General features: G+C 61.8%; 13 protein-coding genes. 6 read left to right on the forward strand and 7 right to left on the reverse strand.

What is annotated here, in order from left to right; all coding sequences use genetic code 11:
* Positions 1 to 92: 92 nt before the first annotated feature.
* Positions 93 to 773 carry a Fe2+-dependent dioxygenase gene (locus KW568_RS04735; protein WP_004577175.1) on the forward strand — a complete coding sequence of 227 codons (681 nt, stop codon included), beginning with the start codon at positions 93 to 95 and terminating at the stop codon, positions 771 to 773.
* A 3-nt stretch (positions 774 to 776) separates the two neighbouring features.
* Positions 777 to 1,526, forward strand: coding sequence for a tetratricopeptide repeat protein (locus tag KW568_RS04740; RefSeq protein ID WP_004577174.1), 750 nt, complete (start codon positions 777 to 779; stop codon positions 1,524 to 1,526).
* Positions 1,527 to 1,709: 183 nt separating this feature from the next.
* Here the strand turns inward: KW568_RS04740 and KW568_RS04745 are convergent, their stop codons facing one another.
* Positions 1,710 to 2,873, reverse strand: a complete 1,164-nt coding sequence (locus KW568_RS04745) for a type III PLP-dependent enzyme (RefSeq protein WP_003248498.1) — start codon at positions 2,871 to 2,873, stop codon at positions 1,710 to 1,712.
* A gap of 507 nt (positions 2,874 to 3,380) precedes the next feature.
* Here KW568_RS04745 and KW568_RS04750 point away from each other — a divergent pair.
* From KW568_RS04750 to KW568_RS04760, 3 genes are all read left to right on the forward strand, one after another.
* Positions 3,381 to 3,866: an RNA polymerase sigma factor gene (locus tag KW568_RS04750; protein WP_003248496.1), complete on the forward strand. Its 486-nt coding sequence runs from the start codon at positions 3,381 to 3,383 to the stop codon at positions 3,864 to 3,866.
* 20 nt (positions 3,867 to 3,886) lie between these two features.
* Positions 3,887 to 4,849 (forward strand): FecR family protein, encoded by a 963-nt coding sequence (locus tag KW568_RS04755; protein WP_004577173.1) that lies wholly within the window; start codon positions 3,887 to 3,889, stop codon positions 4,847 to 4,849.
* Between the two features lie 108 nt (positions 4,850 to 4,957).
* The gene (locus KW568_RS04760; protein ID WP_004577172.1) at positions 4,958 to 7,387 is read left to right on the forward strand and encodes a TonB-dependent siderophore receptor; all 2,430 of its coding nucleotides are present in this window, start codon (positions 4,958 to 4,960) and stop codon (positions 7,385 to 7,387) included.
* 239 nt (positions 7,388 to 7,626) lie between these two features.
* Here KW568_RS04760 and KW568_RS04765 read toward each other — a convergent pair whose 3' ends face one another.
* From KW568_RS04765 to KW568_RS04780, 4 genes are read right to left on the reverse strand one after another with little or no spacing between them, the layout of a single operon-like run.
* On the reverse strand, positions 7,627 to 8,784 hold the full coding sequence (locus tag KW568_RS04765; RefSeq protein ID WP_004575996.1) for a betaine/proline/choline family ABC transporter ATP-binding protein: 1,158 nt from the start codon (positions 8,782 to 8,784) through the stop codon (positions 7,627 to 7,629).
* Complete coding sequence (locus KW568_RS04770; RefSeq protein WP_003248487.1) at positions 8,781 to 9,434, reverse strand: ABC transporter permease; 654 nt, start codon at positions 9,432 to 9,434, stop codon at positions 8,781 to 8,783. The genes KW568_RS04765 and KW568_RS04770 overlap by 4 nt, the downstream gene beginning before the upstream one ends.
* Positions 9,431 to 10,342, reverse strand: coding sequence for a glycine betaine ABC transporter substrate-binding protein (locus KW568_RS04775; RefSeq protein ID WP_004575997.1), 912 nt, complete (start codon positions 10,340 to 10,342; stop codon positions 9,431 to 9,433). Before KW568_RS04775 ends, KW568_RS04770 begins: the two co-directional genes overlap by 4 nt.
* Before the next feature lie 13 nt (positions 10,343 to 10,355).
* Positions 10,356 to 11,069 carry an ABC transporter permease gene (locus KW568_RS04780; protein WP_004575998.1) on the reverse strand — a complete coding sequence of 238 codons (714 nt, stop codon included), beginning with the start codon at positions 11,067 to 11,069 and terminating at the stop codon, positions 10,356 to 10,358.
* A 557-nt stretch (positions 11,070 to 11,626) separates the two neighbouring features.
* On the opposite strand from KW568_RS04780, the gene KW568_RS04785 reads away from it, so the two are divergent.
* Positions 11,627 to 13,210, forward strand: coding sequence for a peptide chain release factor 3 (locus KW568_RS04785; RefSeq protein ID WP_003248481.1), 1,584 nt, complete (start codon positions 11,627 to 11,629; stop codon positions 13,208 to 13,210).
* A gap of 119 nt (positions 13,211 to 13,329) precedes the next feature.
* Here the strand turns inward: KW568_RS04785 and KW568_RS04790 are convergent, their stop codons facing one another.
* Complete coding sequence (locus KW568_RS04790; RefSeq protein WP_004575999.1) at positions 13,330 to 14,409, reverse strand: polyamine ABC transporter substrate-binding protein; 1,080 nt, start codon at positions 14,407 to 14,409, stop codon at positions 13,330 to 13,332.
* A 52-nt stretch (positions 14,410 to 14,461) separates the two neighbouring features.
* A complete protein-coding gene (locus KW568_RS04795; RefSeq protein WP_003248474.1) occupies positions 14,462 to 14,803 on the reverse strand; it encodes a cupin domain-containing protein in 342 nt (113 codons plus the stop codon).
* Position 14,804 lies beyond the last annotated feature (1 nt).

Genomic DNA, 14,804 nt, shown 5'->3' on the forward strand with positions numbered 1-14,804 from the left:
GCTGAAACGTCTTAAGTGGCGAATGGGGCTTGTGTAGCGCAAAAGGGAATCAATATCATTGCGCCTTTACATTTCCTAACGGTGCCGTTGCCATGCTGCTTCACATCCCAGGCCTGTTCGACGCTGATGAACTGGCCCGTATCTGCGAGGCGCTGGAGCGGGCCGACTGGGCCGATGGCAAGGTTACGGCGGGTTATCAGTCGGCCAAGGCCAAGCACAACCTGCAGTTGCCGGAAGGTCATGCGCTGGCCAAGGAAATCGGCAGTGCGCTGATCGACCGCCTGTGGAAAACCCCACGCTTCATGTCGGCAGCCTTGCCGCACAAGGTGTTCCCGCCGCTGATCAACTGCTACCGCGAAGGCGGCAACTTCGGTTTCCACATCGACAACGCCCTGCGCCAGCCCAAGGGCAGCCCGGAGCGGGTGCGTACCGACCTGTCTTCCACGCTGTTCCTCAGTGACCCGGAAAGCTACGACGGCGGTGAGCTGGTGATCCAGGACACCTATGGCGTGCAGCAGATCAAGCTGGCCGCCGGTGACATGGTGCTGTACCCCGGCACAAGCCTGCACAAGGTCAACCCAGTAACCCGTGGCCAACGCTATGCCGCATTCTTCTGGACCCAGAGCCTGGTGCGCGATGACAGCCAGCGGGCGCTGCTGTTCGAGATGGACAACGCCATCCAGCAACTGACTGCCGATGTGCCGGACCATCCTTCGCTGTTGCAGCTGACGGGCACCTACCATAATTTGCTGCGCCGCTGGGCTGAGGTCTGAGCCGTGTCCTACCTGCTGCGACGTGAGGAAGTGGTGGATGTGGCCGGCTTGCAGGCCATGCTCGAGGAAACCCCCGGCAAGGCCGCCCAGGCGATTCTGGCGGCAGCGGGGCAGGGCGCGGTCGAGGCGCAGTTGCTGCTGGGGCAGATCCTGCTGGATGGGCGTGGCATCCAGCAGGATGCCACGGTTGCCCGGCGTTGGTTCGGTATCGCTGCACAGGGTGGCAGTGCCATGGCGCACAACATGCTCGGGCGTTGCCTGGAGCATGGCTGGGGCGGCGAGGTGAGTTTGGTGCAGGCGGCCGTTCACTACGCCCGTGCGGCCGATTCGGGTTTGGACTGGGGCCTGTATAACCTGGGCAACCTTCTGGCGACCGGGCGTGGGGTGCCGGCCAATCAGGCGCAGGCACTGATGTGCTACGAGAAGGCTGCGCAGCTGGGGCATGCCAAATCGATGAACCTGTATGGGCGTTACCTGGAGCAGGGCATTGCCACGGCACCCAGCCCGGCGCGGGCGGTGCGCTGGTATCGGCGTTCGGCCGAGGCGGGGGATTTTCGTGGGATGTTCAGCCTGGCGCTGGTGCTGGTCGAACGTGGCCAGGTGGCGGAGGCCGCGCCTTGGTTGGAGCGGGCGCGGATCGAGGGCAACATGAACTTCCTGCGCGCTGCACTGGTGACCTTGCAGAAGGCGGGGCCGATGCTCATGGCCTTTGCCGGGCGCTATGCCGAGGAGATCGAACGGCGTGGTGAGTGAGGTTGACTGTGCTGGCCAATTTCCACTGGCCGTTCACCGTTGCCGCCTCCACCGTATTCGCGGGTAAACCCGCGCCTACATACGCATCGGTGGTTGGGCACAGGCCGTTGTACGGTTTACCCACCAAGAGGCCAGCATCGACAGCACGCACATGAAAACGGGGCCTTTCGGCCCCGTTGTGCATTACAGGTAGTAAGCCTTCAGCGGCGGGAAACCGTTGAATTCCACTGCGCTGTAGCTGGTGGTGTAGGCGCCGGTCGACAGCCAGTACAGGCGGTCACCGATGGCCAGGTTCAGCGGCAGCCCGTACTTGTAGTTCTCGTACATGATATCGGCGCTGTCGCAGGTCGGGCCGGCGATGACCACTTCCTCGGCTTCGCCTTTCTTCTCGGTCCAGATCGGGAACTTGATGGCTTCGTCCATGGTTTCGATCAGGCCGGAGAACTTGCCCACGTCGGTGTAGATCCAGCGCTCGACGGCGGTACGCGACTTACGTGCGACCAGCACCACTTCGCTGACCAGGATACCGGCGTTGGCGATCAGCGAACGGCCGGGCTCGAGGATGATTTCCGGCAGTTCGTCACCGAAGTCTTCCTTGAGGAAGCGGATGATTTCTTCGGCGTAGGTTTCCAGGCTGTTGGTACGGGTGATGTAGTTGGCCGGGAAGCCACCACCCATGTTGATCAGCTTCAGTTCGATGCCGTCTTCTTCTTTCAGGCGTTCGAAGATTACCTTGACCTTGGCGATGGCGGCGTCCCATACGCTGATGTCGCGTTGCTGCGAGCCCACGTGGAAGGAGATGCCATAAGGCACCAGGCCCAGGTCGCGGGCGAGGATCAGCAGGTCCATGGCCATGTCGGTCTGGCAGCCGAACTTGCGGGACAGTGGCCAGTCGGCAGTGGTGGAGCCTTCAGTCAGAATACGCACGTACACTTTCGAGCCCGGTGCGGCCTTGGCGATGTTGCGCAGGTCGGCTTCCGAGTCGGTGGCGTACAGGCGCACGCCCTTCTCGTAGAAGTAGCGGATGTCCTTGGACTTCTTGATGGTGTTCCCGTAGCTGATACGGTCGGCGCTGACACCGCGGCCCATCACTTTGTCCAGCTCGTAGATCGAGGCGATGTCGAAGCTCGAACCTTTCTCTTTGAGCAGGTCGATGATTTCAACGGCCGGGTTGGCCTTGACCGCGTAGTAAACCTTGGCAAATTCGAAACCGGCGCGCAGGTCGTCGTACGCCTGGCTGATCATCTGGGTGTCGATGAGTACGAACGGGGTTTCCTGCTTGTCAGCGAACGCCTTCATTTTCTGGAAGGTTTCACGCGCGAAATAGTCTTCGACCTGGATCGACATGCTCAGGGACTCCATGGGCAAACTGAAAGATTAAGTGGCTGCAAACTGAACGTCCTCCGTATCCCCACTTTGGTTCGCCTACTCAGTACTTGAGCCGGATGGATCGTTTCCAGCATGGACGTTCGGCGCGCACTTTAGGGCGTGAAGAATGCAGAATCAACAGGCAATCCGGGCGTGATCGACGTGGATCGACGACCAGCCATTTGAATAACCGACTCGTGTGACCGGCTGATGTTCCCTGCGATCTTTCAAGCGTAAAAAATTGTGGAATGGAGCGTGTTGGGCCCTTCGCGGGCAAGCCCGCTCCTACAGGGGATACGCGTTCCATGTGGGGGCGGGCTTGCCCGCGAAAGGGCCGGAGGTGTTCATATTTATGGCCACATTTTCCTGGTACCCCCGTACAGGAAATCGCCCATAAATTTTTTGTTACCGACTGGCGGATTTGCTGCTTTTGATGCGAAACATTACTATTCGCACCCTTATCTGCCTCCCTGATGACCCCCGACCGTGTCCGGACACAAAGGCTTCCTCGACCACTACCATGAGCTGATCGGCACCTGGACGCGCAAGCTGCGCAGTCGTCAGCAGGCCGAGGACCTCACCCACGATGCCTTTGTCCGGGTACTGGAAACCCCGCGCGAGCAGGTTGAACAGCCGCGCGCCTACCTGCATCAGGCTGCGCGCAACATCGCTGTGGATGGCTTCCGTCGCGAAGACCGCCGCCAGGCCCTGGAGCGGGAAGCCTTCGAAGAAGGCGCAACCGGCAGTGGCGACCCGGAAGCCTACGTGCATGCCCTGGAGCTGGCCGACAGCGTCGAGCGGGCTCTGGCCGAGCTGCCACTCAACTGCCGGCAGGTGTTCATCTGGCAGAAGCTCGAAGGCCTGACCCAGGCCGAGATTGCCGAGCGCATGGGGTTGAGCAAGAACATGGTCGAAAAGTATATGATCCGCACGCTCCGGCACCTGCGTGAGCACCTGGATGTGTCGGCATGAAGAGTCAGGAGACCTTTTCGATGAAACAGCACGGTACCGATGCCGTCCGCGAGCAGGCGGCCGCATGGTTCGCCCGCGTGCAGGATGCACCTCGGGATGCCGGGCTGCACACGCAGTTGCATGCCTGGTTGGCGAGCGACGAGCACCACCGGGAAGAATATGAGCATCTCTGCCGCGTGTGGCAGGCCGCCGACTTCATTCCACGTCAGCACCTGGAGGCGCTGTGCCAGCCAGACCCGGTGCAGCAGCTGCCACGACGGCGTTTCATGCGTCAGGCGTTGGCCGCCAGTGTCGCGGTAGTGGCGCTGGGCCTGGGCTGGGGCGGCTGGCACCACCTGCAACTGAACCATCAAGGCAGCCTGCAGACGGCCTTCAATGAGCGCCGTCAGGTCGAACTGCCGGATGGCTCGCATCTGGAGCTCAATGGCAACACGCAGTTGCAGGTCGAGTTCAGCGCCGGCCGGCGGCACGTGCGCCTGAACGCCGGTGAAGTGATGTTCAGCGTCGCCCATGACAGTAACCGGCCATTTGTGGTCGACACTGCTCAGGGCAGTGTGATCGTCACAGGTACCCGCTTTGACGTCCGCCTGGACCCAGCCAGCACCCGTGTGGCGGTGGAACAGGGGTCGGTGCGGGTGCAGGGCAAGGGCGACTCGCCGGCGCTACTGACGGCCGGGCAGGGGTCGCATATAGATGCACAGGGCCTGGTCGCCGCACCCTATGCGGTCAACACCGGCGCCATGACCGCATGGCGACAGGACAAGCTGGTGTTCGACAACGCAACCCTCGCCGAAGTAGTGGCCGAAACCTCGCGCTACCGTCGCCAGCCATTGCGGGTCGCCCCTGGGAAAGTCGCCCGGCTGCGCCTGTCCGGTACCTTCAGTACCAACGATACAGACGCTCTGCTGCGGGCCTTGCCGAGCATCCTCCCGGTGGCCATCAAAGCCCATGAAGACGGCTCCAGCGAAATAATCGCCAACTAGATTCAGGTTTTTTTTCACTCGTTCGTCTTCCTCGCCAGCTGCAACTGCCAAGCATTTCCATTTGCACGCGGTTGGCGTTTATTCCGCATTCCAGGATGTTTCGACGACGTGAACAACAACAAACCTCTCCCACGCTTTCGCGCCCTGGCGCTGGCCCTGGCGGTCAGTACTGTGGCCGTTGGCAGCCAGGCCGCAGAGGCCGCTAATGCCCTCCACATCCAGGCCCAGCCGTTGGGTTCGGCGCTGAACCAGCTCGGCCAGCAAACCAGCCTGCAGCTGTTTTTCAGCCCCGAGCTGGTCGCCGGCAAACAGGCCCCGGCGGTATCGGGCAACCTGGCGCCGGTGCAGGCGCTGCAACAGCTGTTGCAAGGCAGCGGGCTCACCTACGAGATGTCCGGGGACACCGTTGTGGTGAAGCCTCTGCCGACTACCCTTGACCTGGGCAGCGGCAGCCTGGAGCTGGCACCCACCGACATCAAGGTGGTCGGTGACTGGCTGGGTGATGCCCAGCAGAGCGTGGTACAGAACCACCCTGGGGCACGCACCGTGGTACGCCGCGAGGCAATGGTGGAGAAGGGCGCAATGAACGTGCGCGACGTGCTGCGCGGCATCCCCGGCGTGCAAGTGCAGGACTCCAACGGGACCGGTGGCAGCGACCTGTCGCTGAACGTGGGCGTACGCGGCCTTACTTCGCGCCTGTCGCCGCGCTCCACGGTACTGATCGATGGCATCCCGGCCGCCTTCGCGCCGTATGGCCAGCCACAGCTGTCGATGGCACCGATTTCTTCTGGCAACCTCGACAGCATCGACGTCGTGCGCGGTGCCGGCTCGGTGCGCTATGGCCCGCAGAACGTGGGCGGCGTGATCAACTTTGTAACCCGGGCGATTCCGGAAAAGGCCTCGGCAGAGCTGTCCACCACCCTGGAGACCTCTCAGCACGGTGGCTGGAAACACACCGAGTCAGCCTTCGTCGGTGGCACGGCCGACAATGGCATGGGCGTGGCGCTGTTGTACACCGGGGTGAATGGCAACGGTTACCGTGAAAGCAACAACGGCAACGACATCGACGACGTTATCCTCAAGACGCATTGGGCGCCAACCGATGTCGATGAGTTCTGGCTCAACTTCCATTATTACGATGGCCGTGCCGACATGCCGGGTGGCTTGACCCAGGCCCAATACGACAGCAACCCGTACCAGTCGCTGCGCGATTACGACTACTTCGCTGGTCGGCGCAAGGATGTGTCGTTCAAATGGCAGCGGCAGCTCGACGATGCCACCCAGTTCGAAGTGCTGACCTACTACACCGACAGCTTCCGCGGCAGCACCATCGCCTCGCGGGACATGAAGACGTTGTCGTCGTACCCGCGCAACTACCACACCTTTGCCATCGAACCCCGTGTGTCGCGCATCTTCTTTGCCGGCCCAACCACCCAGGAAGTCAGTGTCGGTTACCGTTACCTGAAGGAAGCGATGCGCGAACAATCGACTCGCCTGGCGCTGATCGACAACGTGCCGACGGTGACCCCGACTTCCGACGGCCACGTGTTCCAGGACCGCAGTGGCGGCACCGAGGCCAGCGCCTACTACATCGACGACAAGATCGACGTGGGCAACTGGACCATCACCCCTGGCGTGCGCTTCGAGCACATCAATACCGACTGGCGCGACCGCCCGGTGCTGGACGCCAACAACCGCCCGGTAGCCGAGAAGAAGCGCAGCATCACCAGCAATGAGCCTTTGCCGGCACTGAGCGTGATGTACCACGTTTCCGATGCCTGGAAGGTATTCGCCAACTACGAGACTTCGTTCGGTAGCCTGCAGTACTTCCAGCTGGGCCAGGGCGGTTCTGGCAACAGTACGGCCAATGGCCTGGAGCCGGAAAAAGCCAAGACCTACGAAATCGGTACCCGTTATGACAATGGCGGCTTTGCCGGTGAGCTGACGGCGTTCTACATCGACTTCGATGATGAGCTGCAGTACATCAGCAACGACGTGGGTTGGACCAACCTTGGTGCGACCAAGCACCAGGGTATCGAGGCTTCGGTGCGTTATGACCTGGCCGGGCTGGACCCACGCCTGGACGGGCTGTCGGTGAGCGGTGGCTACACCTATACCCGCGCAACCTATGAAGGGGATATCCCGGGGTTCAAGGGCCGAGACCTGCCGTTCTATTCACGCCAGGTGGCCACTGCCGGGGTGCGTTACGCAGTTAACCGCTGGACCTGGAACCTGGACGCCTATGCCCAATCGAAGCAGCGTGCGCCGAGAACCGGGATCAATGCCGACGGCAGCTTCAATGGCGATTACATTACCCAGCCAAGTGCCGACGGGCAGTATGGCGATATTCCGGGTTATGTGACCTGGCATGCCCGCGGTGGGTATGAATTCGGGCCTGAACTGTCCAACCTGAAGCTGGCGGCGGGGGTGAAGAACCTGTTCGACAAGCAGTACTTCACCCGCTCCAGTGACAACAATGCCGGCCTTTACGTGGGTGAGCCGCGGACCTTCTACGTGCAGGCCAGTGTTGGGTTTTGATCCGAGATTGTCGGGGCCGCTTTGCGGCCCTTCGCTCGCTCTTGTAGGAGCGGGTTTACCCGCGAAAGGGCCGGGCCTGCTGGCCAATTTTCACCAGTCGTTCACCGTTGCCGCCACCACCGTATTCGCGGGTAAACCCGCTCCTACACATGATCGGTGGTGGACATACATCGGGGATTGAACACAGGCCGTTGTAGGAGCGGGTTTACCCGCGAAGGGGCGCAAAGCGCCCCCGACGATTACGAAACCACCGCCTCGGCCGGCGAAACGATACTGCTTTTCGCCCCCCGCGATCTCCCCGAGCTCAGGTACGCGGCAATCGACTCCTGCGTCACCTCGCCCAAGAACACCTGCTCGGCATCCAGCACCGGCAACCACGCGCGGTTGAACTCGTACATGCGCGACAGCAGGATGCGCAAGTGCTCATCGTACGAGGCCGTGGCATTGAACGGCCGCAGGAAATCGCCACACGTCCCTTGCTGGCGGTGCATGTCGCGCCGGCGCACATAGCCCAAGGCCTTGTTTTGCGCATCGGTCACCACCACGTAGCGGCGGTCGTGCTCATCCAGCAGCTCCAGCGCGTCGCCCACCGGTGTTTCCGGGCTCACCGAGGGCGCGTTGTCCGCAGCATCCTCGGCACGCACCAGCAACAGGCGTTTGAGGGTGCTGTCCTGGCCCACAAAACTGCTGACGAAATCATCCGCCGGGTGCGCCAGCAGGGTATCCGGGTGATCCAGCTGCAACAGCTTGCCGGCACGGAAGATGGCAATCTTGTCGCCCAGCTTGATCGCTTCGTCGATGTCGTGGCTGACCATGATCACGGTCTTGTTCAGCGCCCGCTGCATTTCGAAGAACTCGTTCTGGATCATTTCGCGGTTGATCGGGTCGACCGCGCCGAACGGTTCATCCATCAACAGCACGGGTGCATCTGCTGCCAGGGCGCGAATCACGCCGATACGCTGTTGCTGGCCGCCAGATAGCTCGCGCGGGTAGCGTTGCAGGTACTGCTTGGGTTCGAGCTTGATCATGTGCATCAGCTCGCGAGCCCGCTCGTGGCATTTCTGCTTGTCCCAGCCAAGCAGGCGCGGGACCACGGTAATGTTCTCCTCGATGGTCATGTTGGGGAACAGACCGATCTGCTGAATCACATAGCCGATGTGCCGGCGCAGGGTAACTTCGTCCAGGCCGGTGGTGTCTTCGCCATTGATGAACACCTGGCCCGAGGTGGGCGTGATCAGGCGGTTGATCATTTTCAGCGTGGTGCTCTTGCCGCAGCCCGACGGGCCGAGGAACACGCAGATTTCCCCTTCATTGACGGTGAGGCTTACCGAGTCGACGGCTTTGACGTCCTTGCCGTTGACGTTGAAGGTTTTGCTGAGGTTCTTCAGTTCGATCATGAGCGCAGTCCTTCTGGAGTCAGGGCACGTTGCAGGGTTTGCAGCAGCAGGTCGGCGATGATCGCCAGCAGGCTGACCAGTACGGCACCGACCAGCAGCATCGACATGTCGCTGCGGCTGATGGAAGTCAGGATCAGCACGCCGAGGCCGCCGGCGCCGATGGTGGCGGCAATGGTCATCACACCGATGTTCATCACCACGGCGGTGCGCACGCCGGCGAGGATCACCGGTACGGCGATGGGCAGCTCGACCATGCGCAGGCGCTGGCCGAAGGTCATGCCGATGCCACGCGCGGCTTCACGGATACCGGGCTCGACATTGGTCAGGGCCAGGTAGGTGTTGCGCATGATTGGCAGCAGCGAATAAAGAAACACGGCAGTGATCGCCGGCAAGGGGCCCAGCCCCTGGCCGAACTTGGAGTAGAACGGCAGCAGCAGGCCGAACAACGCAATCGAGGGGATGGTCAGCAGCACTGTGGCGCTGGCCTGCAGCGGGCCGGCCACCGCCGGGAAGCGGGTCATCAGGATGCCCAGCGGCACGCCAACGAGGATCGCCAGGCCGACGGCGATGCCGACCAGCATGATGTGCTGCCAGGTCAGTTGCAGCACCTGGGCCCAGTCGAGGTGGGCGAACGTGTCGAGCAGGCTCATGGCTGTACCTCCTTGAGGGGATGCTCTCGCAGGAATGCGGCGGCCACAGCGGTCGGGTTCTGGTGGTCTACGTCAACCTTGGCATTGAGCTGGCGCATGGTCTCGTCATCGAGCTGCTCGGCCAGTGGCTTGAGTAGGGCGACCAGTTGCGGGTTGGCGTCGAGCACGGCCTTGCGCACCACCGGGGCGGCGGTGTAGTCGGGGAAGTAGTGCTTGTCGTCTTCGAGCAGCTTGAGGTTGAACGCGCTCAGGCGACCGTCGGTGGTGTAGACCAGGCCTGCGAACACCTGGTTGTTGTGCATGGCCGTGTAGACCAGGCCCGCGTCCATCTGGCGGATGTTGGCGCGGCCGACCTGCAGGTCGTACATTTCCTTGAGCCCGACCAGGCCGTCGGGGCGGTTGGCGAACTCGGTGTCCAGAGCCACCAGGTGATTACGCTTGCGCTCGTCGCGCAGCACCTGATTGAGGTCGCTGATCGAGTTGATCTGCGGGTAGGCCTCGGCGACCTGCTTCGGCAAGCCGAGGGCATAGGTGTTGCTGAATTTCGACGGGGTCAGCCAGATCAGGTCTTTTTTGGCATCCAGCTCCTTGACCTTGGCGTAGGTGGCCTCGGCGCTGGGCATACGCTCATCGATATGGTTGTAGGACACCAGCGACACCCCGGTGTATTCCCACATCAGGTCGAGCTGGCCGGTTTCCTGGGCCTGGCGAGCAATGCTGCTGCCCAGGCCGGTGGTGACGCGTACGTCAAAGCCGTTGGCGCGCAGGTACTGCGCGGTGATTTCGGCGAGCACGGTCTGTTCGGTGAACACCCGCGCGCCGATGCGCACCAGGGGTTTTTCCGCTGCCTGGGCAACTCCTGCGAACAGCAGGGCCGCGCCCAGCAGCAAGGCGATTCTCTTCTTCATACGTTTCCTATCCTTATTGGGCCAGGCCACGTTCCAGCCAGCGCCTGCTGGAGAAACTCACCGCCGCGTCCAGCACCAGTGCCAGCAGCGCGGTGCAGGCGGCACCCAGCAGCAGCTGCGGCTGGTTGTTCAGGGCGATGCCGGGGAAGATCAGGCTGCCCAGGCTGTTGGCGCCGATCAGGAATGCCAGCGGTGCGGTGCCCACGTTCAACGCCAGGGCCACGCGTACGCCGCCGACGATGATCGGCACGGCGTTGGGCAGTTCCACCTGCCAGAGTTGCTGGCGCGGGGTCATGCCGATGCCGGTAGCGGCTTCCTTGAGCGAGGCGGGGACGTTTTTCAGGCCTTCGTAGGTGTTGCGCACGATGGGCAGGAGGGACGCGAGGAACAGTGCGAAGATCGCAGGCCCGGCGCCGATGCCCAGGATACTCAGGGCGATGGCCAGAACGGCCAGAGGGGGGATGGTGTTGCCAACGTTGAAGAACTGCATGAAACGCTCGGCTTTGTCGACCCGGTGCGGTCGACTTAACGCAATGCCGGCGGGGATGCCCACGGCCAGCGCCGCCACCATCGAAGCCAGCACCAATACCAGGTGCGCTTGCAGGTAGAACCCAAGATCGTCGCGATAACGCGCGATCGTGTCGATGCCGATCCAGTGGACCAGCAGGGCCAGGATGACGAGCACGGCGGCCCATCCCAACAGCCCCTTTCCGTAGCGTTTAGCCACAGGCGGACTCCTTGTGTTGTCGGCGAGCACACTTCTTGGAAGCCGGCCAATCCTGGCGGCGGGTGGTGTGTTCGCGAGTAGCAGCGAGATGCAAGCCGAAGGCTGCGATCAGGCCATGAGCCGAACCCCGTCGGGCCCGAAAATGCTGATGAAACCAGTCCCCAACCGAAGCGGGTTGCAGGGGAGTGGACGTCTCCGTGGGCGTAAAGGTTCCCATCTGAGGCGGCATTTGGCCAGCGTTAATCGCTGGGTTGCGGGATTTTTGGCGAGAAAAAACAGCGGCTTAATACGCTGCAGGCGTTGAAATAACTGCGCTTTTGGCATTTGTCGTGATAAATCGATTGCCTGTTGGATTTCTTTTGTCTGTGCCGGCCTCTTCGCGGGTAAACCCGCTCCTACAGTGACTGCACCGCATCCGAACCCTGTGTCGTACCTGTAGGCGCGGGTTTACCCGCGAAGAGGCCGGCACAGGCGCCATTCATTCGGCAGATTTTGGTCCAGGCCCAACTTCAGGTATGATACTGCCCCTTTCAAATCCCCCAGTCAGGCGATTTCCCATGACCAACCAGGCCGCCGAAGTCGCGAAGCGCCGCACTTTCGCAATCATTTCCCACCCCGACGCCGGTAAGACCACCATCACCGAGAAGCTGCTGTTGATGGGCAAGGCCATTGCCGTCGCCGGTACCGTGAAGTCGCGCAAGTCCGACCGCCATGCCACCTCCGACTGGATGGAAATGGAGAAGCAGCGCGGCATCTCCATCACCACCTCGGTGATGCAGTTCCCGTACCGCGAGCACATGATCAACCTGCTCGACACCCCCGGCCACGAAGACTTCTCGGAAGACACCTACCGCACCCTGACCGCGGTGGACTCGGCGCTGATGGTGCTCGACGGCGGTAAAGGTGTAGAGCCGCGTACCATCGCCCTGATGGACGTGTGCCGCCTGCGCGACACGCCCATCGTCAGCTTCATCAACAAACTCGACCGAGACATCCGCGACCCGATCGAACTGCTCGACGAGATCGAAGCCGTTTTGAAGATCAAGGCCGCGCCAATCACCTGGCCGATCGGTTGCTACCGCGACTTCAAAGGCGTGTACCACCTGACCGGTGACTACATCGTGGTGTACACCCCGGGCCATGGCCACGAGCGCACCGAAGCCAAGATCATCCAGAAGCTGGACTCGGACGAAGCCCGCGCGCACCTGGGCGACCAGTACGATTCGTTCGTCGAGCAACTGGAGCTGGTGCAGGGCGCTTGCCACGAGTTCAACCAGGAAGAGTTCATCAACGGTCAGCTGACCCCGGTGTTCTTCGGTACTGCGCTGGGCAACTTCGGTGTCGACCACGTGCTCGACGCCGTGGTCGACTGGGCGCCGCGCCCGCTTGGCCGTGTGGCCCACGAGCGCACCGTGGAGCCTGTGGAAGAGAAGTTCACCGGCTTCGTGTTCAAGATCCAGGCGAACATGGACCCGAAACACCGCGACCGTATCGCCTTCATGCGCATCTGCTCGGGCAAGTACGAGAAGGGCATGAAAATGCGCCACGTGCGCTTGAACAAAGACCTGCGTATCGGCGATGCGCTGACGTTCTTCTCCTCCGAGCGTGAGCAGCTGGAAGAAGCCTTTGCCGGTGACATCATCGGCCTGCACAACCACGGCACCATCCAGATCGGCGACACCTTCACCGAAGGCGAGGCGCTGGGCTTCACCGGTATCCCGCACTTCGCGCCGGAGCTGTTCCGCCGCGTCCGCCTGAAAGACCCGCTGAAATCCAAGCAACTGCGTCAAGGCCTGCAGCAGCTGGCCGAAGAAGGTGCTACTCAGGTGTTCTTCCCTGAGCGCAGCAACGACATCATCTTGGGTGCGGTCGGTGTGCTGCAGTTCGACGTGGTCGCCAGCCGCCTGAAGGAAGAGTACAAGGTCGAGTGCGCCTACGAGCCTATCACCGTCTGGTCGGCGCGCTGGATCAGCTGCGATGACAAGAAGAAGCTCGAGGAATTCCAGACCAAGGCCATGGAAAACCTGGCTATCGACGGCGGCGGTCACCTGACCTACCTGGCGCCGACCCGGGTCAACCTGGCGCTGATGGAAGAGCGCTGGCCGGACATCAAGTTCCGCGCTACCCGCGAGCACCACTGATCTCAGTCGCCTGCTCCTGACCCTGTGTAGGAGCGGGTTTACCCGCGAATGCGGCGTCAAGTCTACCGACGCATTCGCGGGTAAACCCGCTCCTGCCAGTGATCGCGTAGCGGGTGAAATCAGTTCCCTGCTTTGATACTGGTCCAGATTCGCGTACGAATACGGTCGATCTTCGCCGGCATCGCCTCCAGCGCATACAGCTTGCCCATCACCTCGTCGCTCGGGTAAATCATCGTATTACCCTTCATCGCCGGGTCCACCAGCCCGTCCGCCTTGAGGTTGCCGTTGGCGTACTGGACGTGGTTGCTGATGTTGGCCATCACCTCCGGCTGCAGCAGGTAGTTCATGTAGGCATATCCGGCCTTTTCATCCGGCGCATCGACGGGCATGGCGACCATGTCGAACCACATCGGCGCGCCCTCCTTGGGTATCGAATAGCCCACCTTCACGCCATTGTTCGCCTCATCGGCGCGGTTCTTCGCCTGCAGCACATCCCCCGAGAACCCCACTACCACGCAGATATCGCCGTTGGCCAGGTCGCCCGTGTACTTGGACGAGTGGAAATAGCTGATGTAAGGCCGCACTTTCATCAGCAGGTCCTTGGCCTTCTCGTAGTCCTTGGGGTCTTGGCTGTGATGGGGCAAGCCCAGGTAGTGCAGGGCGATCGGCAGCAGTTCGGGGCCATTGTCCAGCACCGCGACGCCACAGCTTTTCAGCTTGCTCATGTACTCGGGCTTGAAGATCAGGTCCCAGGAGTCCAGGGGCGCGTTGTCGCCGAGCACCGCCTTGACCTTGTCGATGTTGTAGCCAATACCGGTACTGCCCCACAGGTACGGGAAGCCGTACTGGTTGCCCGGGTCGTTCACCTCCAGCGCCTTGAGCAGCACCGGGTTGAGGTTGTGCCAGTTAGGCAGCTGGGATTTGTCCAGGCGCTTCAAGGCCTTGCCCTGGATCTGCCGGGCCATGAAATGGTTGGAGGGGAACACCACGTCGTAGCCGGAATTGCCGGTCATCAACTTGCCATCGAGGGTTTCATTGCTGTCGTACACGTCATAGGTCGGCACGATGCCGCTGGCTTGCTGGAAGTTCTTCAACGTATCGGGGGCCACGTAGCTGGACCAGTTGTAGATCTTCACCGTTTCAGCGGCGCTGGCCACGCTGGCGGCCAGCATCAGGGGGGCGAGGAGGAAGGTGCGCATGTCGGGTTTACCTTGCTTTGTCTGTTGTTATCGAAGGCAGGCGATCAGCGGATCAGAAAATAAGCACGTAGGTCTTGCGCACGGTCTCCAGGATGTCCCAGGTGCCGGTGCTGTTGGCCGGTAGCATCAATGCGTCTCCGGCTTCTATGACCAGGGGCTCGCCACCGTCGGGGGTGAACGTGCAGCGGCCCTTGATGAAATGGCAGAACTCCTGTTGCACGATCTGCCGCCGCCAGCGCCCTGGGGTGCATTCCCAGATGCCGGTTTCAACGCCATCGCTGCGCTCCACGCAGGTGACTGACGTGACTGCCACGGGTTCGCCGAGCGGTACCGCGACCGGGTTGGAGCTGTCGAGCACGGCAAATTCGGTGTTCTTGAACTGGGTGATGCTCATG

Origin of the sequence: Pseudomonas sp. HD6515 (genome assembly GCF_024971855.1) — a bacterium.
Taxonomy (GTDB): Bacteria; Pseudomonadota; Gammaproteobacteria; order Pseudomonadales; family Pseudomonadaceae; genus Aquipseudomonas; species Aquipseudomonas alloputida.